At 72.5% G+C, this 23,629-nt stretch carries 24 protein-coding genes; 9 read left to right on the plus strand and 15 right to left on the minus strand.

The genetic code is table 11. From position 1 onward, the window contains the following. The first annotated feature begins 389 nt into the window (after positions 1–389). Positions 390–1,586, plus strand: a complete 1,197-nt coding sequence (locus GA0070612_RS29310) for a hypothetical protein (protein ID WP_088990858.1) — start codon at positions 390–392, stop codon at positions 1,584–1,586. Positions 1,587–1,758: 172 nt separating this feature from the next. On the opposite strand, the gene dxs is transcribed toward GA0070612_RS29310, so the two are convergent. From dxs to GA0070612_RS29330, 4 genes are all read right to left on the minus strand, one after another. Then, the gene (gene dxs / locus GA0070612_RS29315) at positions 1,759–3,705 is read right to left on the minus strand and encodes a 1-deoxy-D-xylulose-5-phosphate synthase (protein WP_088990859.1); all 1,947 of its coding nucleotides are present in this window, start codon (positions 3,703–3,705) and stop codon (positions 1,759–1,761) included. Between the two features lie 82 nt (positions 3,706–3,787). Further along, a complete protein-coding gene (locus tag GA0070612_RS29320; protein ID WP_088990860.1) occupies positions 3,788–4,948 on the minus strand; it encodes an anhydro-N-acetylmuramic acid kinase in 1,161 nt (386 codons plus the stop codon). A gap of 13 nt (positions 4,949–4,961) precedes the next feature. Next, positions 4,962–6,194 carry a class I SAM-dependent RNA methyltransferase gene (locus tag GA0070612_RS29325; protein ID WP_088990861.1) on the minus strand — a complete coding sequence of 411 codons (1,233 nt, stop codon included), beginning with the start codon at positions 6,192–6,194 and terminating at the stop codon, positions 4,962–4,964. Continuing rightward, entirely contained in the window at positions 6,187–8,283 is a 2,097-nt protein-coding gene (locus tag GA0070612_RS29330; protein ID WP_088991847.1) for an APC family permease, read from the minus strand. The genes GA0070612_RS29325 and GA0070612_RS29330 overlap by 8 nt, the downstream gene beginning before the upstream one ends. A gap of 164 nt (positions 8,284–8,447) precedes the next feature. On the opposite strand from GA0070612_RS29330, the gene GA0070612_RS29335 reads away from it, so the two are divergent. Then, a complete protein-coding gene (locus GA0070612_RS29335; protein WP_088990862.1) occupies positions 8,448–9,113 on the plus strand; it encodes a potassium channel family protein in 666 nt (221 codons plus the stop codon). A gap of 3 nt (positions 9,114–9,116) precedes the next feature. Next, entirely contained in the window at positions 9,117–9,806 is a 690-nt protein-coding gene (locus tag GA0070612_RS29340) for a potassium channel family protein (protein ID WP_088990863.1), read from the plus strand. Between the two features lie 31 nt (positions 9,807–9,837). Here GA0070612_RS29340 and GA0070612_RS29345 read toward each other — a convergent pair whose 3' ends face one another. From GA0070612_RS29345 to dut, 4 genes are all read right to left on the minus strand, one after another. Continuing rightward, positions 9,838–10,521, minus strand: coding sequence for a DUF3159 domain-containing protein (locus tag GA0070612_RS29345; protein ID WP_088990864.1), 684 nt, complete (start codon positions 10,519–10,521; stop codon positions 9,838–9,840). 25 nt (positions 10,522–10,546) lie between these two features. Next, the gene (locus GA0070612_RS29350) at positions 10,547–10,927 is read right to left on the minus strand and encodes an OB-fold nucleic acid binding domain-containing protein (RefSeq protein WP_088991848.1); all 381 of its coding nucleotides are present in this window, start codon (positions 10,925–10,927) and stop codon (positions 10,547–10,549) included. 114 nt (positions 10,928–11,041) lie between these two features. Beyond that, positions 11,042–11,692 carry a DUF3710 domain-containing protein gene (locus tag GA0070612_RS29355; RefSeq protein WP_088990865.1) on the minus strand — a complete coding sequence of 217 codons (651 nt, stop codon included), beginning with the start codon at positions 11,690–11,692 and terminating at the stop codon, positions 11,042–11,044. Positions 11,693–11,717: 25 nt separating this feature from the next. After that, entirely contained in the window at positions 11,718–12,254 is a 537-nt protein-coding gene (gene dut / locus GA0070612_RS29360) for a dUTP diphosphatase (RefSeq protein WP_088990866.1), read from the minus strand. An 84-nt stretch (positions 12,255–12,338) separates the two neighbouring features. Between dut and GA0070612_RS29365 the strand changes: the two genes are divergently transcribed. Beyond that, a complete protein-coding gene (locus tag GA0070612_RS29365) occupies positions 12,339–12,869 on the plus strand; it encodes a DUF3093 domain-containing protein (protein WP_408630518.1) in 531 nt (176 codons plus the stop codon). A gap of 7 nt (positions 12,870–12,876) precedes the next feature. Here the strand turns inward: GA0070612_RS29365 and GA0070612_RS29370 are convergent, their stop codons facing one another. Both GA0070612_RS29370 and GA0070612_RS29375 read right to left on the minus strand, forming a co-directional pair. Then, on the minus strand, positions 12,877–13,725 hold the full coding sequence (locus GA0070612_RS29370) for a hypothetical protein (protein ID WP_088990868.1): 849 nt from the start codon (positions 13,723–13,725) through the stop codon (positions 12,877–12,879). Between the two features lie 116 nt (positions 13,726–13,841). Then, positions 13,842–14,138 carry a DUF4193 domain-containing protein gene (locus GA0070612_RS29375; RefSeq protein WP_007075406.1) on the minus strand — a complete coding sequence of 99 codons (297 nt, stop codon included), beginning with the start codon at positions 14,136–14,138 and terminating at the stop codon, positions 13,842–13,844. Positions 14,139–14,571: 433 nt separating this feature from the next. On the opposite strand from GA0070612_RS29375, the gene GA0070612_RS29380 reads away from it, so the two are divergent. Continuing rightward, positions 14,572–15,087, plus strand: a complete 516-nt coding sequence (locus GA0070612_RS29380; protein ID WP_197699505.1) for a LytR C-terminal domain-containing protein — start codon at positions 14,572–14,574, stop codon at positions 15,085–15,087. A 25-nt stretch (positions 15,088–15,112) separates the two neighbouring features. On the opposite strand, the gene GA0070612_RS29385 is transcribed toward GA0070612_RS29380, so the two are convergent. After that, positions 15,113–15,934, minus strand: a complete 822-nt coding sequence (locus GA0070612_RS29385; RefSeq protein ID WP_088990870.1) for an inositol monophosphatase family protein — start codon at positions 15,932–15,934, stop codon at positions 15,113–15,115. A 289-nt stretch (positions 15,935–16,223) separates the two neighbouring features. Here GA0070612_RS29385 and GA0070612_RS29390 point away from each other — a divergent pair, with 289 nt between their 5' ends. Next, positions 16,224–17,819 carry an RNA polymerase sigma factor gene (locus tag GA0070612_RS29390; protein WP_088990871.1) on the plus strand — a complete coding sequence of 532 codons (1,596 nt, stop codon included), beginning with the start codon at positions 16,224–16,226 and terminating at the stop codon, positions 17,817–17,819. A 245-nt stretch (positions 17,820–18,064) separates the two neighbouring features. Next, positions 18,065–18,298, plus strand: a complete 234-nt coding sequence (locus tag GA0070612_RS29395) for a DUF7455 domain-containing protein (RefSeq protein WP_030337431.1) — start codon at positions 18,065–18,067, stop codon at positions 18,296–18,298. A 182-nt stretch (positions 18,299–18,480) separates the two neighbouring features. Here the strand turns inward: GA0070612_RS29395 and GA0070612_RS29400 are convergent, their stop codons facing one another. From GA0070612_RS29400 to GA0070612_RS29410, 3 genes are all read right to left on the minus strand, one after another. After that, positions 18,481–20,214: a DEAD/DEAH box helicase gene (locus GA0070612_RS29400; protein WP_088990872.1), complete on the minus strand. Its 1,734-nt coding sequence runs from the start codon at positions 20,212–20,214 to the stop codon at positions 18,481–18,483. 179 nt (positions 20,215–20,393) lie between these two features. Beyond that, entirely contained in the window at positions 20,394–21,038 is a 645-nt protein-coding gene (locus tag GA0070612_RS29405; RefSeq protein ID WP_088990873.1) for a trimeric intracellular cation channel family protein, read from the minus strand. Positions 21,039–21,078: 40 nt separating this feature from the next. Next, positions 21,079–21,297 (minus strand): DUF3039 domain-containing protein, encoded by a 219-nt coding sequence (locus tag GA0070612_RS29410; RefSeq protein ID WP_007456912.1) that lies wholly within the window; start codon positions 21,295–21,297, stop codon positions 21,079–21,081. Between the two features lie 88 nt (positions 21,298–21,385). Here GA0070612_RS29410 and GA0070612_RS29415 point away from each other — a divergent pair, with 88 nt between their 5' ends. Beyond that, the gene (locus GA0070612_RS29415; RefSeq protein WP_088990874.1) at positions 21,386–22,321 is read left to right on the plus strand and encodes a pseudouridine-5'-phosphate glycosidase; all 936 of its coding nucleotides are present in this window, start codon (positions 21,386–21,388) and stop codon (positions 22,319–22,321) included. Further along, complete coding sequence (locus tag GA0070612_RS29420; protein WP_088990875.1) at positions 22,318–23,217, plus strand: carbohydrate kinase family protein; 900 nt, start codon at positions 22,318–22,320, stop codon at positions 23,215–23,217. The genes GA0070612_RS29415 and GA0070612_RS29420 overlap by 4 nt, the downstream gene beginning before the upstream one ends. A 27-nt stretch (positions 23,218–23,244) precedes the next feature. On the opposite strand, the gene GA0070612_RS29425 is transcribed toward GA0070612_RS29420, so the two are convergent. Further along, positions 23,245–23,604, minus strand: a complete 360-nt coding sequence (locus GA0070612_RS29425) for a DUF3099 domain-containing protein (RefSeq protein ID WP_197699263.1) — start codon at positions 23,602–23,604, stop codon at positions 23,245–23,247. Positions 23,605–23,629: the final 25 nt, after the last annotated feature.

Raw genomic sequence — 23,629 nt, forward strand, 5'->3', positions numbered from 1 at the left:
CGGCGCGTCCGGCTCAACTGGCGTCTTGGTGGGGGCCGGTGCGGTGGCCCCGGCCGGGGCGGCGGGTGCGCCGTCGGTGGTGCCCGGGGAGTCGGTCGGTGCGGTCGACCTTCCGGTCAGGGCGGCGGGGCCGGCGAGGATGCCGACCGGTGTGCGGTAGCTCACCAGTTCGTCGGGGCCGGCTGCGGCCTCCGGGTGCGGCGCGGGCAGGGCGCGGGACTCGGCAGGCGTCACAGTCGGCGGAGTCTACCGGAGCAACGAAAACGCACTAAAGCCCCGGTGTGGTCCAATGTGGCGAGTCCAGCGGCGGGCAACTGGGGCCCCGCGTCGGACATCTCGTACTATGGCGCTTTCCGACAGCGACGGTGAGGCGATCGGGGGCGGGCCAGGTGACTCCAGGCCGTCGGTACGGCAGGGCGCTCCCCGTCCTGCTCAGCGCACTGCTGGCCAGCACTGCGTGCGGCCCGGTGGCCGAGAGGAAGTCGCAGGGCCTACGGGTCGGGTACGACAGCCTGGACGGGTCGTTGGCCGTGTGGCCGCCCCGGGGTGACCTGGCGACTGACGCCACGGCGACGGCAGCTGTCACCCGGGCCGTCCGGGACTGGCGCTCACCGGACGACGACCGGGCGCACCTGCCGTCGTCCGGCATCCTCTTCTCCGGTCGGGTCGACGGCGCCCCGGTGGCTCTCGTCGCCGCCGACGTGCCCGGCGAGAGCGCCTCCTGGCTGCTGCAACTCACCCGCGACGGCGACCGGTACGCGGTGACCCGCGCCGCCGAGTACACCGACCCGGGTTACCTCGTCTACTCCGACGTGCTGCCGGTGCAGACCGCCGCCGGCCGGCGCTACCTGGTCTCCGCCCGGGTGCAGACGCTGGTCGGGCCACAGGACCGGACGTTGACCGTCGCGGACGGCCTCAGCGCGCCGGTGGACGTGCCGTCCTGCACGGCGGTCGGGGTGACAGCGACCCTGCGCACCACCGAGTCGCTGCCCCGGGGGCGGGCCGCGGACCGGCTGCTCGACCTGGGCACCGGCACCGTCGATCCGCGCTACCCGCTGGTCCGCGACGAGTCGGGCACGGGCCGGCGGGCACTCACCGGCCTGGACACCTGCGTGCTCGCCGGCGACCGGGGCCCGTTCGGCAGCATCCCCCGCCGGATCGGCGACCGGGACGCGCCGCGTTCGGTGCCGACGTCCTGGCCGATGGCGAAGCTCACCGTCCGCTCGCTCGGCGAGGTCGCCCTCGGAGGCGGCGGGGCGGCCGAGTTGCAGCAGCTCAGCTGGGACACCGACGCCGGCGCGATGACCGCGGTGGTCTACCGGCCCGCCGACGGGAGCGCGCCCGTCGTCTCGCCCGCCGACCGGGCCACCCCGTTGCAGGCGTACCAACTGCCGGTGCCCGGTCAACCGCTGGTGGTGCTCAGTTGGCGGCCCACCCGGGACAGCTCCCTGTCCGTGCCACCGGGCACTCCCCTGCTGGTCGAACGACCCGGCCTGGCGGTCGTCCCCAGCCCGTCCCGTTCCCAGACCTACAGCCTCGCCAACACCGACAAAACCCACTACCGCTCGGTGAAACCGACCAACTGACCCACCCCACCGAGCCCACTCAAACCGAGCCCGGCCCACCCAGCCCGGTTGATCATGGAGTTGTGGTGCCCCCCAAAAGGGACAAAACACCACTCACCACCCACCACAACTCCATGATCGACGGCGCGGGGGCGGGCGTCCCCGGGTGGGACGCCCGCCGTTCGTTGACGGGTCAGTTCTGCGCGGCCGCGTCGCTCGGCGTGAGGCGGTCCGGTGTGGCGTCCAGGCCGGAGATCCAACCGGTGACGTCACGGGCCACGTCCTGCGCGGTCAGGCCCAGGTCGGCGAGGATCTGCGCCCGCGTGCCGTGCGGGTGCCAGTCGGCCGGTACGCCCAGGTCCTTGAGCGGCACCCGGACGTCGGCGTCGCGCATCGCCTGGGCGAGCGCGTCGCCCACCCCGCCGACCCGCACGCCGTCCTCCACGCTGACCACGAGCCGGTGCCGGGCGGCCAGGTCGACCAGCTCCGCCGGGACCGGACGCACCCAGCGCGGGTCGACGACGGTGACTCCGTAGCCCTGCTCGGCGACCCGGGCGGCCACCTCCATGCCCAGTTGGCCGAACGAGCCGACGGCGACCAGCAGCACGTCCGTACGCGCCGACTCGGCCAGCACGTCGACGGTGCCGACCCGGCGCAGCGCCGGAAGGTCCGCGGCGACCGAACCGGTCGGGAAGCGCAGCACGGTGGGGCCGTTGTCGACGGCCATCGCCTCGCGCAGCTCCTCCCGCAGCGTGGCGGCGTCACGGGGGGCGGCGATCCGCAGACCGGGCACCACCCCGAAGACCGACATGTCCCAGATGCCGTAGTGGCTGGGACCGTCCGGGCCGGTGATGCCGGCCCGGTCCAGCACGAAGGTCACCGGCAGCTTGTGCATCGCCACGTCCAGCAGGACCTGGTCGAAGGCGCGGTTGAGGAAGGTGGCGTAGACCGCGACCACCGGGTGCAGGCCACCGAGCGCCAGCCCGGCCGCCGAGGTGGCGGCGTGCTGCTCGGCGATGCCCACGTCGTACACCCGCTCGGGGTACTTGCGGGCCAGCTTCGCGATGCCGGTCGGCTCGGCCATGGCGGCGGTGATGCCCACCACGTCCGGGCGCTCGTCGGCGATGGCCAGCAGCTCGTCGGCGAAGACGTGCGTCCACTTCACCGACGGCGCGGCCAGCAGGGCGCCGGTCTCGACGTCGAAGGCGCTGCTCGGGCCGTGCAGGCAGTCCGCGTCGTCCTCCTCGGCCGGACGGTAGCCGTAGCCCTTGCGGGTGACCGCGTGCACGATCACCGGGCCGCCGAAGTTCTTCGCCGCGCGCAGTGCCGCCTCGACCGCCGCCACGTCGTGCCCGTCCACGGGGCCGACGTACTTGATGCCGAGGTCCTCGAACATGGCCTGCGGGGCGACGGCGTCCTTGATGCCCTTCTTGACCGCGTGCAGCACCTCGTACATCGGCTTGCCGACCAGCGGGGTGGAGCCGAGCGCGTCCTTGACCGTGTCGAGCACCTTCTCGTAGCCCGGGTTCAGCCGCAGCGAGGAGAGGTGGTCGGCCAGCCCGCCGATGGTGGGCGAGTAGGAACGGCCGTTGTCGTTGACGACGATCACCAGCGAGTTGCCGGCGGTGGCGATGTTGTTCAGCGCCTCCCAGCACATGCCGCCGGTGAGCGCGCCGTCGCCGACCACGGCCACGACGCTGCGCTGCTCACCGCGCAGGGCGTACGCCTTGGCCAGGCCGTCGGCGTAGGAGAGCGCGGTGGAGGCGTGCGAGTTCTCGATCAGGTCGTGCTCGCTCTCGGCCTGGCTGGGGTAGCCGGAGAGGCCCCCGCGCTGGCGGAGCTTGTCGAAGCCGGCCTGCCGCCCGGTGAGGATCTTGTGCACGTACGCCTGGTGGCCGGTGTCGAACAGGAGCCGGTCCCGGGGCGAGTCGAAGACGCGGTGCATGGCCAGCGTCAGCTCGACCACACCGAGGTTGGGCCCGACGTGCCCGCCGGTGCGGGAGACCTTGGCGATCAGGAAGTCCCGGATCTCGGCGGCGAGGACGTCCAGCTCCTCGCCGGACATCCGCTTGACGTCCTGCGGACCGCGTACCGTCCCCAGCAGCCGGCCGTGGTTGGCCGTGTCCTCTTCAACACTCATGACCGGAGAGTCTATCGGCCCTGTGGTACTCCGCAGCCCGGGCCGAGCCCGTCACACCCACGCCCGCGCGTTGAGTGCCTGATCAGCGCCGGATCCGCAGCCGCCGGGGCGGATCGGCCGGGCTGCCCGGGTACGCCGGTCCGGCGGGTGTCCACGACCCGAGCACCGCGCCCCGGGTGGCACCGGTCACCGACGGGATCGATCCGGGCAGCCCGTGCCAGGACAGCCAACCCAGCAACGCGAAGGCGTACGCCTCCTTGGCCTGCGCGGGGACGCCCAACTCGTCGGTGCCGCGCAGCCGCCACCGGCCCTCGCCCAGGGCGGCGAGCCGCCGCAACAGGGTGGGGTTGCGCACACCACCGCCGGCGGCGATCACCTCGGCCACCCCGTGCCGGTCACACTCGGCGGCCACCACCCGTGCGGTCAGCTCGGTCAGCGTGGCCAGCAGGTCGTCGACCGGCACCGGCGTACCGAGCGCGGCCAGGTGCCGGTCCAGGTAACCGGCGTGGAACAGCTCCTTGCCGGTGGACTTGGGCGGGGCCACCGCGTAGTACGGCTCGGCCAGCAGCGCGGCGAGCAGCCCTTGGTGCACCCGACCGGCCGCCGCCCGCGCGCCGTCGACGTCGCACGGCTGGCCGAGGAAGCGCCGGGCGGCGGCGTCCAGCAGGGCGTTGGCGGGGCCCACGTCGTACCCGAGGACCGGCGCGCCCGGGGCGACCACCGTGAGGTTGGCGATGCCGCCGAGGTTCAGCGCCGCGCGCGGCCCGGCGGCGGCGTCGAGCAGCAACGCGTCGAAGGCCGGCACCAGCGGCGCGCCCTGCCCGCCGACGGCGATGTCCGCCGAGCGCAGGTCACTGAGCACGGGTACGCCGACCCGCGCGGCCACCCGGGCCACCGCGCCCAGTTGCAGGGTGCCCCGGGCCACCCCGTCGGCGACCCAGTGGAACACCGTCTGACCGGGCGAGACCACCACGTCGGCCCGCCCACCGGCCAGGTCCAGGCCGACCGCCGCCGCGTCGGCGAACACCTTGCCGAGACGGTTGTCGAGCCGGCAGACGGCCTCGACGGTGGTGGCCGACGGGGGCAGCAGCGCCGCGATCTCGGCGCGCAGCTCCTCGTCGTAGTCCAGGCCACGGTGCCCCAACGGCCGCAGCCAGAGGGTGTCCCCCTCGACCTCGAACTCCGCCGCGACGACGTCCACCCCGTCGTACGACGTCCCGGACATCAACCCGACGATCTTCATTGGGCCAGGTTAGTCAGGCGGTCGGCGGGAGCAGCAGCGCCACCTGCTCGACGTGCTGCGTCATCGGGAACAGGTCGAAGCCCCGCACCGCGGCCAACCGCCACCCCAGACCGGTGAAGGTGCGGACGTCCCGGGCGAAGGCCGCCGGGTCGCAGGCCACGTACGCGACGGCCCGGGGGCCGGCGGCGGCCAGCGCGCGCACCACTGGGGCGCCGGCGCCGGAGCGCGGCGGGTCGAGGACCACCACGTCAACCGGGCCGGTGATCCGTCGACGGGCCAGCGCGGTCTCCACCCGGGCCGACACGACCTCGACGCCGGGCAGGTCGGCGAGGTTCTCCCGGGCCGCGGCGACGCCCTGCCCCGCCGCCTCGACCAGGGTCACCCGGCCGGTCGCACCGACCCGCTCGGCCAACCCGGCGGCGAACAGCCCCGCGCCGCCGTACAGGTCCCACGCGATCTCGCCCGGCTGCGGGTCCAGCAGCTCCAGCACCGCGGCGGAGAGGGTGCTCGCCGCGGCCGGGTGCACCTGCCAGAACGCGGACGCGGGCAGCGTCCAGTCCCGCCCGGCGGCCACCTCGCGGACCTCCGTCGGCCCGCTCACCGGGATGGGCGTCCCCTCGCGGATCTCGGTGACCGTCACGTCCCCGCCGGTGCTGGCGACGGTCTCCACCGCGTCGGCGGCCGACCAGCGCTCGCTGAGGACCGGCAACCGCTGGATGTCCGGGTGGGCGATCCGGCAGCGGTCGATGGGCACCACCTCGTGCGAACGGTGCTTGAGCAGACCGGCCCGGTCCGCGGCGTCCACCGCGTAGCGGACCCGGGAGCGCCACCCGAGCAGCCCGCCGGGCAACGCCCGCACCCGGACGTCGAGCCGGTCCAGCTCGACGTCGGTCAGCCCGCCGAGGCGGACCAGCTGTTCGCGCACCACGGCGGTCTTCCAGGCCAGTTGCGCGTCCGGGGCGACGTGTTGCAGGTCGCAGCCACCACAGGCACCCGGTTTCGCGTACGGGCAGGGCGGCTCGACCCGATCCGGTGAGGGGTCCAGCACCGTCACCGCGTCGGCCCGGACGAACCCGCGGTGCACCTCGGTCACCTCGGCGATCACCCGTTCGCCGGGCAGCGCGTGCCGGACGAAGACCACCTGCCCGTCCACCCGGGCCACGCAGTGCCCGCCGGGGGCGACCGCGTCGACGGTCAGCTCGACCCGCTCCGCCTCAACCAGTCCACGCTCGCTGGGCTCAGTCACGGCCGCTGTCTCCCGTCCCGCCGCCCGCCGGGCCGCCCTGGCCGGGCGGGGCGGAGACCGGCGCCGCCGAGACCGGCGGCGGGTCCGCCACCGGCGGAACCGTGCCGCGTGGCCCGCGTGCCGGGGTCCGCGACAGCGTGGCGTCGAGCCGGTCCAGGTTCTTGCTCGCCGTCGACGCGAGCTGCCACGGCACGCTGACCACCATCACCCCCGGCTCGAAGAGCAGTCGGCCCTTGAGGCGCAGGGCGCTCTGGTTGTGCAGCAGGTTCTCCCACCAACGGCCGACCACGTACTCCGGGATGAAGACGGTGACCACGTCCCGGGGTGACTGACGGCGGGTGGAGGCCACGAAGTCCAGGATCGGCCGGGTGATCTCCCGGTACGGCGAGTCGATCACGGTGAGCGGGATGGCCATCTGCCGCCGCTCCCAGTCGGCCTGCAGGTCCCGGGTGTCGTTCTCGTCCACATTCACGGTGACGGCGGTCAGCGTGTCCGGCCGGGTGGCCCGGGCGTAGGCGATCGCCCGCAGCGTCGGCTGGTGCAGCTTGCTGACCAGCACGATCGCGTGGTTGCGGGCGGGCAGCACGGCCCGGCCCTCGTCCGGCGGGGTCAGCTCGACGGCGATCCGGTCGTAGTGCCGGCGGATGGCGAGCATCAGCACGTAGATCACCGCCATGGCGGCGATCGCGATCCACGCGCCGAGCAGGAACTTCGTGATCAGGACGATCACCAGCACGGCGCCGGTCAGGCCGGCGCCGAAGGTGTTGATCGCCCGGGAGCGGTACATCCGGCGACGCGCCTCCGGGTCCCGCTCGGTACGCAGACGCCGGTTCCAGTGCCGGATCATGCCGGCCTGGGAGACGGTGAACGAGACGAACACCCCGACGATGTAGAGCTGGATCAGCTTCGTCACCTCGGCCTGGAAGCCGACGATCAGCACGATCGCGAAGAGGGCGAGGAAGCTGATGCCGTTGGAGAAGGCCAGCCGGTCGCCCCGGGTGTGGAACTGGCGGGGCAGGTAACGGTCCTGGGCGAGGATCGAGCCGAGCACCGGGAACCCGTTGAACGCGGTGTTCGCGGCCAGGAAGAGGATCAGGGCGGTCATTCCGGCCACCACGTAGAGCAGGATCGAGCCGGAGCCGAAGACCGTCTCGCCGAGCTGGGTGGTGACCGTCTTCTGCACGTACCCGTCGGGGCCGGAGATGATCTGCAGACCCGGGTCCTCGACGAACTGCAGGTGGGTCAGCCGGGCCAGCCAGATGATCCCGACCAGCATGCTCACCGAGATGGTGCCGAGCAGCAGCAGCGTGGTGGCGGCGTTGCGGCTCTTCGGCGCCTTGAACGCCGGCACTCCGTTGGAGATCGCCTCCACTCCGGTGAGTGCGGCGGCACCCGAGCTGAACGTCCGCAGCAGCAGGAAGACGAGCGCGAACCCGGTCACGCTGTGCTCGGCCTGGATCACCAGGTCGGCGCTCGGCGCGCGCAGCTCGTCGCCCAGCACGAACACCCGGAACAGCCCGGTGAACAGCATCCCACCCATCACGATCACGAAGCCGTAGGTGGGGATGGCGAACGCTGTGCCCGACTCGCGCAGACCACGCAGGTTGACAGCGGTCAACAGCACCACCGCGCTCACCGCGATCAGGACCTTGTGGGTGGCCACGAACGGCACCACCGAGCCGAGGTTGGCCACCCCGGAGGAGACCGACACCGCCACCGTGAGCACGTAGTCGACGAGCAGCGCGCTGGCCACCCCGACGCCGAACTTCGGACCCAGGTTGACGGTGGCCACCTCGTAGTCGCCGCCACCGGAGGGGTAGGCGTAGACGTTCTGCCGGTAGCTCGCCACCACGGTGAGCATCACCACGACCACCGCGAGGGCGATCCACGGTGAGAACACGTACGCGGAGGCCCCGGCGATGGAGAGGGTCAGCAGGATCTCGTCCGGCGCGTACGCGACGCTGGACAGCGCGTCGGAGGCGAACACGGGCAGCGCGATGCGCTTCGGCAGGAGGGTGTGCTGCAGCCGGTCGGACCGGAACGGTCGACCGAGGAGAAGTCGCTTCACCAGCGAGGTGGGACTGGCCACGAACGCCAAGAGTACGACCACCACGGCGGGAACGCGGGGGTGGGCGATCACCGCTGCCCGCGACGACGGGGTACGGTCGGTCCCCGCTCCCCACCGGAACGTGGCAGGCTCGCACTCGGAAGGCCACCGGCAGCGGGGGCGGTACGCACCTTGGGAGGGACAGCGTGCACGTCGTGATCATGGGATGTGGCCGGGTCGGGTCGACCCTCGCCCACAGCCTGGAGTCCCGAGGGCACTCGGTGGCGGTGATCGACCAGGACGCCGACGCCTTCCGCCGGCTCGGCCCCGACTTCGCCGGGATCACGGTGACCGGGGCGGGCTTCGACGGCGAGGTGCTCCGACAGGCCGGCATCGAGCGCGCGGACGCCTTCGCGGCCGTGTCCAGCGGCGACAACTCCAACATCATCTCGGCCCGGTTGGCGCGCGAGACGTTCGGCGTCTCCCGGGTCGCCGCGCGCATCTACGACCAGCGCCGGGCGCAGGTCTACGAGCGGCTGGGCATCCCCACCGTCGCGACAGTGCGCTGGACGGCCGACCGGATGCTGCGGCACCTGGTGCCGGAGGGCAACGTCGAGATCTTCCGGGACCCCACCAGCACCGTGTCGATCGTCGAGGTGCCGGTGCACAAGGACTGGATCGGCCGGTCGGTGCGCACCCTGGAAGACGCGGCCGGTGCCCGGGTGGCCTACCTGATCCGCTTCGGCATCGGCACGCTGCCCACCGGCTCCACCGTCGTGCAGGAGGGCGACCAGGTGTTCATGCTGGTCAGCGATGACATCGTGGCGACGGTCACGTCGGTGGCGGCGGCGCCGCCGGAAGGGGGGCACTGAGCCATGCGGGTCGCCATCGCGGGCGCGGGCAACGTGGGCCGCTCGATCGCCCAGGAGCTGATCGACAACGGCCACCAGGTGATGCTGATCGAACGCCAACCCAAGATGCTGCGCCCGGACCGGGTGCCGGCCGCCGAGTGGGTCCTCGCCGACGCGTGCGAGGTGGCGAGCCTGGAAGAGGCCAACGTCGCCGGCTGCGACGTGGTGGTCGCGGCGACCGGCGACGACAAGACCAACCTGGTGTTGTCGTTGTTGGCCAAGACCGAGTTCGCGGTGCCCCGCGTGGTCGCCCGGGTCAACCGGGCCGAGAACGAGTGGCTGTTCACCGAGCAGTGGGGCGTCGACGTCGCGGTGAGCAAGCCACGGGTGATGGCCGCGCTGGTCGAGGAGGCGGTGACCGTCGGCGACCTGGTCCGGCTGATGACCTTCCGGCAGGGTGAGGCCAACCTGGTCGAGATCACCCTGCCGCCGACCGCGCCGTACGTCGGTCAGCCCATCCACGCCGTGCCACTGCCCCGCGACGCCGCCCTGGTGGCGATCCTGCGCGGCAAGCGGGTCCTGGTGCCCAGCCCGGACGACCCGATCGAGGCCGGCGACGAACTGATCTTCGTCTGCACCGCCGAGGTGGAGGACCAGGTCCGCGTGGTGATCCTCGGGCCGGACAGCGTCGAACGGACCCGCAGCTCCCGCTGACCCGACAGGCAGCCGCCCCCGGCCGCCCCGCTCAGGTGCCGGGCACCGGGGTCGGCGGCGCCTCCCGGGTGACCCGACGCACCGTCCAGACCGTGATCAGCAGCAACAACGCGTACGGCGGGTAGCCCAGCACCAGCCGGGCCACTCCCAGCGCGGTGTCCTGGTGGGCCAGGTAGAGGCCGGCCTGCACGCCCACCTTGGCCAGCCAGACCACGCCCCACAGCACAGTGAGCTGGGTGAAGGTGCGCACCAGCTTCGGGTCGTCCCGCCACTCCGAGCGGCCCTTCGCGACCAGCACCGACCAGATCCAACCGACCAGAGGCTGCCGGATCACCGCCGAGATCAACAGGGCGACGCCGTACCCGATGCCGTACAGGATGCCGGGGAGGTAGAAGTCACGCTCGTCGCCGGTGCGCCAGGCGATGGCCGCGCCGATGCCGACGCCGAACAGGCCGTTGACGGCGTGCCGGATCGGTCGCCGCTGGGCCAGCCGCACCCCGGCGATGAGCACCGCGACGGAGACCGAGGCGATCACCGCCGGCCGCAGCTCGCCGATGATGTTGGCGAGGACGAAGACCACCACCGGGATGCTCGACTCGACCAGGCCCCGCCACCCGCCGAGCTGGTCGGCCATCTGCTCGGCGATCGTCGGCAGCGGCTCCTCGCCCTGCGGGTCGATCTCCGGCTGGGCCGCTCGGTCCTGTCCGGTGGTCATCGCTGGCCTTCCGTCCGCAGTGCCGTCACTTGGGCGAGTCCAGCTCGTAGTAGGGGTTGTAGATGACCTTGCGGTCGTCCCGCACCGCCACCCGACCCCGGGCGGTCAGGTGCCGACCCGGCTCGATCCCGGCGATGTGCCGTCGACCCAACCAGACCAGGGTCACCACGTCGCTGCCGTCGTACAGGTCGGCTTCGAGCGTCGGCAGGTTGGTGCGCGGCGTGTAGACCACGGTGCGCAGCCGACCGGCGACGGACACCAACTGACCCCGGGAGCACATCTGGGCCGGGATACCGCCGCACTGGGCGCTCTCCCGACGCAGCTCCTGCGCGTCGATCTCGGCCTCGCTGGCGGTGAACCGTTGCAGAAGTCGCCGCAGCGACACCCTGCCCTCGTCGGTCATCATGACCTCCGCGTCACCCTCTCCACGCTCGCCGTCCCCGGCCGGCACCGGCGGCGCCGGAACCGTGCCGCCAGCGTACGCCGACGAGGCCGGTTCCGGCGGGCCGGTGGGCGCGGGTCAGACCTGGCGCGGCTCGCCGGCGGCGTCGGCGGCCTGGTCGGCGACCTCCCGGGGCAGGCGCAGCGGCAGCGGCTCGCGGACCGGCTTCGCCTCCTGGCCACGGTCCACCACCAGGCCGTCGAGGCACTCCACGAGCGGCCCCGCCAGGGTCGGGTCGGTGGCCACCGGGCCCTGGAACACGCCGCGGACCATCCAGCGCGGCCCGTCGATGCCGACGAAGCGCAGGTTCGTCGGGCCGTCCGGGGTACGCACCTGCGCGTGCAGCTCCGCGCCGTACTCGCCGTCGACCTCCTGCGCGCTCGCGCCGTCGCGCAGCAGCGACTGCCGGATCTCCTCGCGCACCTCGTCCCAGATGCCCTCGGACCGGGGAGCGGCGAAGACACCCAGTTGCAGCGCGTTGTCGCCGTGCACCAGCACGACCTGCTGGATCACACCCTGCGGGTCGGCCTGCACCCGCACCTCGACGTCGGCGATCGCCGGGATGTGCAGGCTGCCCAGGTCGAGCCGCTGCACATCGTCGTAGCTCTCGGAGATGTCGTACGGGCCGCGCTCCAACGACGGCGTCGCGTCGCCCTGGTCCGGGACCGGGGTGGCCCGCTCGTCACGGGTCTGCCGCTCGGCATCGGCCCGCTTTCGGGAGAAGATCACTGCGCCCACCCTCCGCTGTTCACACTCACCCTGCCATCTCTTCCGTCTGCCCGCGGCCCTGCTCGTCCGGCCGCCGCCCGGCCCGGTCCCGGCCCGTCGGCGACGGCACCAGCCCGGCGTGCCCGCCGGTGGAACCGTGCCCGCCGGTGCCACGCCGGGACGCCGGCAGCTCGACCACCGGCTCGAACCGCGCCCGCGCGACCTGCTGGACCACGAGCTGTGCGATCCGGTCGCCGCGGGAGATCTTCGCCGGCACATCCCGATCATGGTTGATCAGGTTGACCATGATCTCACCCCGGTAGCCGGCGTCGACCGTACCGGGCGCGTTGAGCACCGTCACGCCGAGCCTGGCCGCCAAACCGGAACGGGGATGGACCAGACCCACGTACCCCTCCGGCAACGCGATGGCCACACCGGTGGGCACCAGGGCGCGGCCGCCGGGTGGCAGCTCCACGTCCGCGGCCGCCACCAGGTCGGCCCCGGCGTCGCCGGGATAGGCGTACGTGGGCAGCGGCAGCTCGGAGTCGAGCAGCTGCACGGGCACGGGTACGACGTCGGTCACTGGTCCCCTCTTCCATCCGGTTCGCGGGGTGACCCTGCCATCCTGCCGGTTCGCCCGGCCGCCGTGCGCCGTACCCTCGCAGGAGTGAGCATGTCGCCCTCTCCGTCCGCCGATCAGCCGCCGGTCGACGCCCGCACGGCGTACACCGAACGGCTGGACCTGCCCTGGTGGCTGTGGCTGGCTGGGCTGGTCGCCGCCGCGCTGTTGGCCGTCGAGATCTGGATGGGCGCCCCCGGCGTCCGCTCCTGGCTACCGTTCGCCGTGCTGCTGCCACTCGCCGCGCTCGGGTTGTGGTGGCTGGGCCGGATCCGGGTCGGTGTGGTCGGCTCCGAGCTGCGGGTGGACGACGCACGCCTGCCGGTCCGCTTCGTGGCCGACGTGGTGCCGCTGGACGTGGCCGGCCGCCGTGAGGTGCTCGGGGTCGGCGCGGACCCGCTCGCGTTCGTGGTGCAGCGCCCGTGGATCGGCGGGGCCGTGCAGGTGGTGCTCGACGACCCGGCCGACCCGACCCCGTTCTGGGTGGTGAGCACGCGGCACCCCGTCGAGTTGGCCGAGGCCGTGCTGGCCGCACGGGACGCGCCGGCGTTCTCCGGCCCCGCCGACGGGCAGGGCTGACCCCCGCTCAGGTGCCCGTCGGTGGGCCCGGCAGGGCGGTCGGTGGCGCGGGCCGGGCGATGCCCCGCCGCCGCAGGTCCACCTGAAGCTGCTCGGCCATCTGCTGGGTGGCCCGCCGGTTGAGGAAACTGGCCACCGCCGCGCCGGTCAGGAACGGCCCGAGTGTGGTGAGGTTACGACCGAACCGCCGCAGCAGCATCTCCCGCAGCTCCTTGCGCGCCGCGGTGCCGAGCACCGCGCCCACTCCGACGCCGGGCACCATCGGGTTGACCCCCCGCTGGGTGGCCCAGGAGTGCACCAGGGCGACCGCCCGCTGGCCACCGGCGGCCGGCAGCGCGACCCCGTGGATCTCGTGCAGCTCGCCGACCAGTTTCAGCTCCACCGCCACCACGGCGACGGTCTCGGCGGCGAGCAGCACCGGCGCGGAGAGCAGGGTCGGTGCGACAGTCCACTCGACGGCCGCGACTCCCCCTCCGGCCGCGCCGATCGCGGCGGTGGTCCGGGACGCGTTACGGACGAGCCGGTCGGCCAGGGCCGCGTCGTCCAGACCGGGAAAGTGCCGACGCAGGGTGTCGAGGTCGCGTACCGGGACGTGCGGGGCGATCTCGGCGACGGTGTCGACCATCCAGCGCACGGCGGCACGTGGCTTGAACAGGTCGGAGATGCCCCGCGCGCGGGCCTGCCCGACCATCCGGGTCAGCAGTTGACGGCGTCGGGCCGGCGCGATGTCGTCCGCGGTCAACGCCGCGACGGTGGCACCGAGGTCGTCCGCGCCGCCGGCACCGGGGTCGCCCGCGCCACCCGCGGCAGCGGGGTCGCCCGCGCCGCCGTCGGTGGTGCCGCCTCGATCGCTCATCGGACCTCCCGGTGCTGTGGCTACCCGTTACGAGTCAAGCAGGTACCCACCGGTGGCGCATGCCTACACCGCCAGCGGCGGCCCCGTTCAGGAGGCCGCCGCCGATGTCGTGATCGTCAGACGCACTCGCGGCAGATCAACTCGCCGTTTCGCTCGACTGCCAGCTGGCTACGGTGGTGGACCAGGAAGCAGCGGGCGCACCGGAACTCGTCCTGCTGCATCGGAAGCACCTTGACCGTGAGCTCCTCGTCGGCCAGATCGGCACCGGGCAGCTCGAAGCTCTCGGCGACCTCGGCCTCGTCGACGTCCACCGCGCCCGACTGTGAGTCGACGCGCCGTGCCTTGAGCTCTTCCAGGCTGTCCTCGCCGAGGTCGACCTCGTCGCGACGCGGGGCGTCGTAGTCGGTGGCCATCGGTTTCACTCTCCCATATCGATGTTGTCGCTTCCGGTTGTAACGCCGGACGACGCTGTTTCGGTTCCGCTGGCCGGCCACCACTTGTGTCGGGCACCCGACCCGAGGACCGAACGGGTCGAGCTCGCCGGGGCGACTCCCCTGCGAGCGCGGAACCTTACCCCCCCTTGGGCGAGGCATGTATACCGCCCTTGCGGCTGAGTTGTACGCCCCCGCACGCGAAGTTGTTCCCAATGTGATTCAGGCGACACGAAGATAGGGGTAGTAGTACCCGGTTCGCGGTCGGCGCGCCGGCATGTCGGGCTGTTTCCACGCGACGGCCGGACAACCGTTAACCTCAGCGGCGTATTCGACGGTCGGCGGCCGGTCCGATCGTTGCCGGCCGTCGTCATCCACCAGAGGTCCCGGGAGTGCTCAGATGAGTTTTGCGCGGGTGCGAGCACTCGTCGTCGTCGGCCTGCTGGGGGTGCTGGCCCTGGCGTTCGTGGTGACCGCGATCATCCGGGACACCCAGGGAAAGGCCGGCACGGCCGAGGGCTGCCCGGAGGGTTGGCCGCTTGCCGACGTGACCCTGCACGAGCCCAAGGACGTCAAGATCAACGTGTTCAACGCGACCGACGAGCCCGGCCGGGCCGGCAGCGTCGCCGACGACTTCCGCAACCGCAAGTTCCAGGTGCAGAAGGTCGGCAACGAGCGCAAGGGGTTCGACGACGTCGCGGTGCTGCGGTACGGCCCGAAGGGTGTCGGGTCCGCGCACCTGCTCCAGGCGTACTTCCTGAACAACGCCGAGCCGGGCTACGACCCGAAGCGCACCGACGACACCGTGGACGTGGTGCTGGGCAACGGCTTCCAGCAGCTCGCCACCACCACCGAGGTCAACCAGTCCCTGGGCGACATCGGCGCACCCCAGGCTCCCAAGGGCTCCTGCCCCTCCCCGGTCGCCAAGTGACGGCCGGGTCGGTCTGACCGGCCGGTCAGGGGCCACCCGCGGCGTCCAGCTCGGCCAGCCGGTCGTGCAGCGACCCGAAGAGCGCCGGCGGGGCCGCGACCACCAGGTCCGGCCCCGGCGGCGCACCGGCCAGGCCGCCGACCCGCACCCCCGCCTCCGCGGCCACCAGCCCGCCCGCCGCCAGGTCCCAGGCCGCGAGACCCTTCTCGAAGTACGCGTCGAGCCGGCCCTCCGCGACCAGACACAGATCCAGCGCGGCGGCACCCAGGCGGCGGATGTCCCGTACGTGGGCGATCAAGCCGGCGACCACCCGGCCCTGGTGCGCACGACGACCGGCGTCGTAACCGAAGCCGGTGCCGACCAGCGCCTGCCCCAGGTCGACCTCGCCGGAGCACCGCAACCGGACACCGTCGCGCCAGGCCCCGCCCCCGACCGTGGCGGTCCACTCCTCGCCGGTGTGCACGTTGCGCACCACCCCGGCGACCACCACCCCGTCCACCTCGGCCGCCAACGACACGGCGCTGTGCGGCAACCCGTAGAGGTAGTTGACGGTCCCGTCGATCGGATCGACGATCCACCGCACGCCGCCCGGGGCGACCGGACCGGTGTCGCGGATGCCGTACTCCTCGCCGAGCACGGCGTCGTCGGGTCGCAACTCCCGCAACGCGTCCAGCACCTGCCGCTCGACTGCCCGGTCCGCCGCGGTGACCACGTCGGTGACCGTGCTCTTGGTCGCGGCCACGGAAACACCCTCGACCCGCATCCGGTACGCGGTGGCCGCCGCGTCCCGGGCGACACCGAGCGCGACCGCCAGAAGTTCCCGAGGTGACGGCGCCGAACGGTCCATCCCAACGTCCCCTTCCCGCACGACCGGGGCGTTCGGGGCCCCGCGCGAGTATCATCCTTACAAAGTCCACATCAGCGCCGAATCGGCGGTCCCACTGCCGTTACGCAGTGCGGCGCAGGATGATCGCCGCAGACGGCGTTACAATTCACCCCTGCCCACGCGCCACGGCCCGCCGACCACCGGCCGGTCCGAGACACGAGGGTCCCTCAACCACATCGCCCGGCCCGGTTGCCCCTCGCTGTGCCGGACAACCCGGCCGTGCCCGCTCTTCGCCTCCGGAAGGTCATTCGTGACAGAACCCCGCCAGACCGGCGCCGACGTTCGCTCGCTCACCGACACCCTGATCGCCCACGCGCAGAGCGCCGGCGGTCAGCTCACGTCGGCCCAGCTCGCGCGCACCGTCGAGTCCGCCGAGGTGACTCCGGCCCAGGCCAAGAAGATCCTGCGGGCACTCTCCGAGGCGGGAGTGACAGTCGTGGTGGACGGCTCGGCGAGCACCCGCCGCCGCGTCGCCGCGGCCCGCTCGACCACGCCGGCGTCCCGGGCCACCACCGCCAAGACCACCAAGAAGGCCGCCGCGCCCGCCCCGAAGCAGGCGCCCGCCTCCGACGACACGCCGTCCGCGCCGACCCCACGCAAGGTGGCCGCGCGCAAGGCCACCGGCACCTCCGCCGCCGGCGCTGCCGCACCGGCGAAGGCCACCAAGTCGACCCGGGCCACCAAGGCGACGGTCGCCGCCGCCGGCGCCAAGGCCGGCACCAAGGCCAAGGGTGAGGGCGCCGAGGGCGAGATCGACCCGGAGGAGTTGGCCGCGGCCATCGAGGACGTGGTGGTCGAGGAGCCGGCCGAGCTGGCCCAGGCCGCCGAGACCGACGCGGCAGCCTCGGCGACCGACAACGACTTCGAGTGGGACGACGAGGAGTCCGAGGCCCTCAAGCAGGCCCGGCGAGACGCCGAGCTCACCGCCTCCGCCGACTCGGTCCGTGCGTACCTGAAGCAGATCGGTAAGGTTCCGCTGCTCAACGCCGAGCAGGAGGTGGAGCTGGCCAAGCGCATCGAGGCCGGGCTCTACGCCGCCGAGCGACTGCGGGCCGCCGACGAGGGCGAGGAGAAGCTCGTCCGGGAGATGGTCCGTGACCTGGGCTGGATCTCCCGCGACGGTGAACGGGCCAAGAACCACCTCCTGGAGGCGAACCTCCGACTGGTGGTGTCCCTCGCGAAGAGGTACACGGGTCGCGGCATGGCGTTCCTGGACCTCATCCAGGAGGGCAACCTCGGTCTGATCCGCGCGGTGGAGAAGTTCGACTACACCAAGGGCTACAAGTTCTCCACGTACGCGACCTGGTGGATCCGGCAGGCGATCACCCGCGCGATGGCCGACCAGGCCCGCACCATCCGCATCCCGGTGCACATGGTCGAGGTCATCAACAAGCTCGGCCGCATACAGCGCGAGCTGCTCCAGGACCTGGGCCGTGAGCCCACCCCGGAGGAGCTGGCCAAGGAGATGGACATCACACCGGAGAAGGTGCTGGAGATCCAGCAGTACGCCCGGGAGCCCATCTCGCTGGACCAGACCATCGGCGACGAGGGCGACAGCCAGCTCGGTGACTTCATCGAGGACTCCGAGGCCGTGGTCGCGGTGGACGCCGTCTCGTTCTCGCTCCTGCAGGACCAGCTCCAGCAGGTGCTGCAGACGCTCTCCGAGCGTGAGGCGGGTGTGGTACGCCTGCGCTTCGGCCTGACCGACGGCCAGCCACGGACGTTGGACGAGATCGGCCAGGTCTACGGGGTGACCCGGGAACGGATCCGGCAGATCGAGTCCAAGACGATGTCCAAGCTGCGCCACCCGTCCCGCTCGCAGGTCCTCAGGGATTACCTGGACTGACCGGGTTTCGTCAACCGAACGTGTCGTTTTGACCACCTGGTGTGCAACACCAGATGGTGATCGTCCGGATGCACGAATGTGATCGTTGACGTGGCACCCTGGGTGCACGGCACACTGTCCCTGCCAGGTGTGACCTCGGTCCCCCGCGGGCACACAGGGAAGGCAGTGCCTAGTAAGGGTGTTGCACCATAGGTGAGCAACGACCGAAGAGATTGTTCATCGGTGACGACCAGAGGAGGAAGGCGATGACCCCGACCCTCACGCCGCCGCCCGAGACGGTGGCGCCCCCAGCCGCCGATGAACGGTGCGACCGCTGCAATGCTGCCGGGAAGCTCCGGATCACTCTGGCGGGTGGGAGCGAGCTGGTGTTCTGCGGGCACCATGCGAACAAGTACGCGGAGGATCTCGTGAAGATCACCGAGCGGTTCGCGACGGAGCCCGATTTCAGCTGGCGTGGCGCCGATCTGATGGCGAACTGAATCCACAAACCGACATAGCCGGCCGGAGGCACCCCGAGGGTGCCTCCGGCCGGCTTCTTCGTACCCACACCCGCACAGTCCCGGACGATCAATCACCGCGCCTGGCCGCTTCCGCTCCGCGCCCACACGCCTCGCCCTGCACCGGCATGCCACGCGCCCTCGGGCGGACGCTCCCGGTGGGTCTAGAGGGTCTGGACCGTGGCGATGCGCTCCTCGAGCTGCTCGATCGTGGCCTGGGCGCTGGGCGGGCCGCCGCAGAGGCGGCGCAGCTCGGCATGGATCTTGCCGTGCGGTTGGCCGGTGCGATGGTGTCGTGCCGCCACCAGAGCGTTCAGTTGGCGCCGTAGCGCCACACGGCGCTGGGCGGCGCTCATGGGTGCCGGCGGCGCCGCGGTGGGCGCAGCGGCCGTCTGAGCGGGCCCGTCGGCGGTACGGCGGCGCTGCGCGGCGAGTTGTGCGGCTTGCCGCTTGGTCAGTAGCAGCGACACCTGATCGGCGGTGAGCAGACCGGGCAGGCCGAGGTATTCCTCTTCCTCGGGGGTGCCGGCCTGCGCGGCGGTGCCGAACGACGCGCCGTCAAAGATCACCTGGTCCAGTTCGGCGGTGGCCGAGAGCGCGGCGAAGCGCTTCTCCAACTCGCCGCTGGCCTGGTCGTCGCGCTGTGCTCGTTCCAGCAGGTCGTCGTCGAAGCCGTCGGATTCCTTGGGTTTGCCGAGTACGTGGTCCCGCTCGGTCTCCATCTCGCTGGCCAGCCCGAGCAGGTGCGGCACGCTGGGCAGGAACACCGACGCGGTCTCCCCGGGCCGGCGGGCCCGGACGAACCGGCCGATCGCCTGGGCGAAGTAGAGCGGTGTGCTGGCACTTGTGGCGTAGACCCCGACCGCGAGTCGCGGGATGTCGACCCCTTCGGACACCATCCGCACCGCGACCAACCACCGCTGGTCGGATGCCGCGAACGTCGCGATCCGGGCCGAAGCGCCCTGGTCGTCGGAGAGCACCACGGCGGCCTTCTCGCCGGTCACCTGCTCGATCAGCTTGGCGTACGAGCGGGCGGTCTGCTGGTCGGTGGCGATGATCAGCCCGCCGGCGTCGGCCATGCCGGCGTTGCGCAGCACGGTGAGTCGGGCGTCGGCGGCCCGCAGGACCTGCGGCATCCAGTCACCGGCGGGGTCCAGGGCGGTACGCCAGGCCTGTGCCACCAGATCCTGCGTCATGGGTTCACCGAGGCGGGCGGCCAACTCCTCCCCCGCGTTGGTCCGCCAGCGGGTCTCCCCGGAGTACGCCAGGAAGAGCACCGGCCGGACCACGCCGTCGCGGAGGGCGTCGGAGTAGCCGTACACCGAGTCGGCGCGGGAGCGCAGCAGCCCGTCCCCGCCCCGCTCGTAGCTGACGAACGGGATCGGGTTGTCGTCGGAGCGGAACGGCGTCCCGGTGAGCATCAGCCGGCGTACGGCGGGTTCGAAGGCCGCCTTCACCCCGTCGCCCCAGGACCGGGAGTCGCCCGCGTGGTGGATCTCGTCGAGGATGACCAGGGTGCGTCGGGTCATGGTGCGCCGTCGGTGCACCTGCGGCGCCATCCCCACCTGGGCGTAGGTGATCACCGCCCCGTGGAAGTCGGCCGCGGAGTGCACGTCGGCGTTGCGGAACGCTGCGTCGAGTTGGATGCCCACCCGGGCCGCCGCTTCGGCCCACTGGTTCTTCAGGTGCTCGGTCGGCGCGACCACTGTGACCGCCTCGACGGTGCCGTCGGCGAGCAGCTCGGCGGCGATCCGCAGGGCGAAGGTGGTCTTACCGGCGCCGGGGGTGGCGACCGCGGTGAAGTCCTCGGTACGCCGGCGCAGGTATTCGACCAGGGCCTTACGCTGCCAGGCGCGTAGCGCCGGGAACGTCTCGAGCACCGGCGTCCGGGCTGCCACGCGAAGCTCCTCTCCGACCGCACGACGGCGGATCCGGGGCGAGGGCCACGGTGACCGCCGCCCATGAAAACGCCTCCGCGCAGAAGCTGCCGCGAAGGCCGACTCAGCATAACCAGCGTCGGCCCGCCGTCCCAGGCGACGCCACGCTGGTCACATCCGCCACTCCGGCGGAGGGAGCCTCACCACTCAGGGTCACCGGTTCGTGGCGGGCGCAGTGTCGCCACCGGGGCGGACCACCGTCGTCGCAGTGCGATCAGGCGTAGCCCGAACACCAGGACGGCGGCGGCGGTGAGCGGCACCGGCCCGGTCTGGTCGGTGGCGTACAGGAGCACCACCAGGATCGAGCCGGCCAGCGCGGCCACCGCGTAGATCTCCCGGCGCAGCACCACGGGGATCTCGGCGGTGAGCAGGTCGCGGCCGAGCCCGCCGCCGATCGCGGTGAGCATGCCGATCAGGCAGGCGCCGACCGCCGGCACCTGGGCGTCGAGCGCCTTGACCGTGCCGGTGACGGTGAACAGCGCCAGGCCGGCCGCGTCCAGCACCAGGACGGTGGTGCGCAGTCGAGCCAGTTGGGGGTGCAGCCAGAAGACGGCGAGCGCGGTGATCGCGGCGGTGGCCGCGTACCGCCAGTCGGCGAAGGCCAGCGGCGGGACCTCGTCGATGGCCAGGTCCCGGAAGATCCCGCCACCGAGGGCGGCGACGAACCCGACGAAGGCGACGCCGAAGAGGTCCAGTCGCTTCGCCACGGCCGCGGAGGCCCCGGATGCGGCGAAGACCGCCACCCCGGCCAGATCGGCGAGGAGCAGGGCGGTGGAGGTGGTCACCGCCGCAGGCTACGTCGCCGGCCGGGATGCCGGCCCGCGTTCACTCGCGGTACGAGTCGTAGATCTCCTTGCACTTGGGGCAGACCGGCGAACCCGGCTTGGCCGCCTTGGTGACCGGGAACGTCTCGCCGCAGAGCGCGACGACGAAGGTGCCCATGACGGCACTCTCGGCGATCTTCTCCTTGCGGACGTAGTGGAACATCTCGGGACCGGTGTCGGCGTCCTTCAGCTCCGGACGTTCGAGAACCTCTGTGCTCACGTCTGCACCTCCAACCGTCAAGTTTGGCAGGTCATCACGGCCGGGTCCACTTGAGCCCGGCGGACACCCGACCCCGTACGGTGCCAACGTGACTGACTTTCGCATCAGCTACGGCACCGAGGTCGCCGAAGCACTGCGCGACGGCCGACCCGTCGTCGCCCTGGAGAGCACCATCGTCTCGCACGGCCTGCCCCGGCCGGAGAACCTGCGGGTGGCCAGGGAGATCGAGCAGGCGGTTCGGGACGCCGGGGCCGTTCCGGCCACCATCGGGATGATCCGCGGCGAGGTGGTGGTCGGCCTCGACGACGCGCAGCTGACCCGCCTCGCCACCGTCGACGGAGTGACGAAGCTCTCGGTCCGTGACCTCGCGGTGGCGGCGGCGACGGGCGCGGACGGCGCGACGACGGTGGCCGCGACCAGCGCGGTGGCCGCCGCAGCCGGCATCGGGGTGTTCGCCACCGGCGGGCTGGGTGGGGTGCACCGGGAGGCGGCGCACACCTTCGACGAGTCGGCCGACCTGACCACCCTGGCCCAGACCCCGATCGCCGTGGTCTGCGCCGGGGTCAAGTCGATCCTCGACGTGGGCGCGACGCTGGAACGCCTGGAGACCCTCGGCGTCGCCGTGGTCGGTTACCGCACGCGCCGGTTCCCCGGTTTCTACCTCACCGACGCCGGTTTCGACCTCGACTGGTCGGTGGACTCGCCGGAGCAGGTCGCCGCCGTGCTCGCCGCCCGGGACGAGCACGCCGTGCACACCGGCGGGCTGCTCGTCGCCAACCCGCTGCCGGTCGACGAACAGCTCGACCCGGACCTGCACGACCGGACCCTCGCCGAGGGCCTGGCCCTGCTGGATCGGGACGGCATCACCGGAAAGGCCGTCACGCCGTACCTGCTGGCGCACTTCCACTCGGCCACCGAGGGCGCGAGCCTGGCGGTGAACGTCCGGATCATTCTGCGCAACGCCGACCTGGCCGCGCGGATCGCGGTCGCCGCGGCGGCCCGCAGCACCACCGCCCCGGCGTGACGCGACCGGCCCGGGTGGTCGTCGTCGGCGACGTGATCACCGACGTGGTCGCCGTGCTGTCCGGGCCCCTCGCGGCCGGCTCGGACACCGGGGCGGAGATCAGTCTCGGCGGTGGTGGTCAGGCGGCCAACACCGCTGCCTGGGTCGCCGCACAACGGGTGGACGTCACGCTGGTCGGCGCGGTCGGTGACGACGACGCGGGGCGGGACCGGGTGGCCGAACTGACCCGGGCGGGCGTCGACTGCGCGGTCGAGCGGATCGAGGGCGTACCCACCGGCACGGTGATCGTGTTGGCGGCCGACGACGAGCGGACCATGGTCAGTCAGCGGGGCGCGAACCTGCGGCTGAGCGGCGCGCACGTCGAGCGGGCCGTCGCGGCGGCGCCCGACGCTGGGCATCTGCACCTGTCCGCGTACACCCTGCTGGACGCCGCGTCGCGCGGCGCGGGGCTGCGGGCGTTGGCCGCCGCCCGCGAGCGCGGGCTCACCACGAGCGTCGACGCGGCCTCCGCGGCGCCGCTGCGGCGAGTCGGTGCGGCGGCGTTCCTGAGTTGGGTACGCGACATCGACCTGCTGCTGGTCAACGCGGACGAGGCGACGGCGCTGGCCGGCGGGCTGGACCCGGCGGCGCAGGGGCGGGTGTTGTCGGCGACGGCCCGGCGGGTGGTGGTCAAGCGCGGGGCGGCCGGCGCGGTCTGGGTGGACCGCACCGGGGCCGTCCACGTGGCCTCAGCCCGCCGGACGGCGGTGGTGGACGTCACGGGCGCCGGGGACGCCTTCGCGGCCGGCCTGCTCACCGCGTGGCTCGCGGGCGCCACCCCGGCCGCGGCGCTGAGCCGCGCCACCGACCTGGGGGCGATGGCCGTCTCCACCGCCGGCGCGCGTCCGCAGCCGTGACGGTACGAACCCTGGCCCGTTCGCGGGTCAGGGTTCGGCGTCGATGACCTTATGCGGGCGTTCCTCGGCGGTGAGGCTCATCGGCGGCGTCTCGTCCCGCCGACGGGGGTGGAACCGGTTGGCGAGCCGGTGCTCTTCCTTGGGCGGCCGGTCGTTGGCCAGCAGCACGGCCAGCCAGGGGATGAGCACCATGCCGAGGCCGCACAGCGGCAGCCAGAGCCAGAGCAGTGGGGCGTTCGCACCGACCAGGATCGCGCCGACGACGATGCACAGCACCCGGATGCCCATCATCAGGACATAACGGCGCTGGCGACTGTTGAGCTGGTCGTCCTGGCTGCGCGAGGCGTCGGTGATGAGAATCGGCTGATACGCCTGCCGCTTCACCATGGACCTCCTACGAGGGGATTACCCC

This window comes from Micromonospora chokoriensis (assembly GCF_900091505.1).
In the GTDB taxonomy this organism is placed as follows: Bacteria; Actinomycetota; Actinomycetes; order Mycobacteriales; family Micromonosporaceae; genus Micromonospora; species Micromonospora chokoriensis.

Coding starts and splice junctions, on each gene's coding strand:
- GA0070612_RS29425 (WP_197699263.1), bottom strand. CDS start 23,604: ATGGTGAAGCGGCAGGCGTATCAGCCGATTCTCATCACCGACGCCTCG.
- dxs (WP_088990859.1), bottom strand. CDS start 3,705: ATGAGTGTTGAAGAGGACACGGCCAACCACGGCCGGCTGCTGGGGACG.
- GA0070612_RS29340 (WP_088990863.1), top strand. CDS start 9,117: ATGCGGGTCGCCATCGCGGGCGCGGGCAACGTGGGCCGCTCGATCGCC.
- GA0070612_RS29370 (WP_088990868.1), bottom strand. CDS start 13,725: ATGAGCGATCGAGGCGGCACCACCGACGGCGGCGCGGGCGACCCCGCT.
- GA0070612_RS29375 (WP_007075406.1), bottom strand. CDS start 14,138: ATGGCCACCGACTACGACGCCCCGCGTCGCGACGAGGTCGACCTCGGC.
- GA0070612_RS29345 (WP_088990864.1), bottom strand. CDS start 10,521: ATGACCACCGGACAGGACCGAGCGGCCCAGCCGGAGATCGACCCGCAG.
- GA0070612_RS29395 (WP_030337431.1), top strand. CDS start 18,065: ATGACCCCGACCCTCACGCCGCCGCCCGAGACGGTGGCGCCCCCAGCC.
- GA0070612_RS29350 (WP_088991848.1), bottom strand. CDS start 10,927: ATGATGACCGACGAGGGCAGGGTGTCGCTGCGGCGACTTCTGCAACGG.
- GA0070612_RS29320 (WP_088990860.1), bottom strand. CDS start 4,948: ATGAAGATCGTCGGGTTGATGTCCGGGACGTCGTACGACGGGGTGGAC.
- GA0070612_RS29385 (WP_088990870.1), bottom strand. CDS start 15,934: ATGGACCGTTCGGCGCCGTCACCTCGGGAACTTCTGGCGGTCGCGCTC.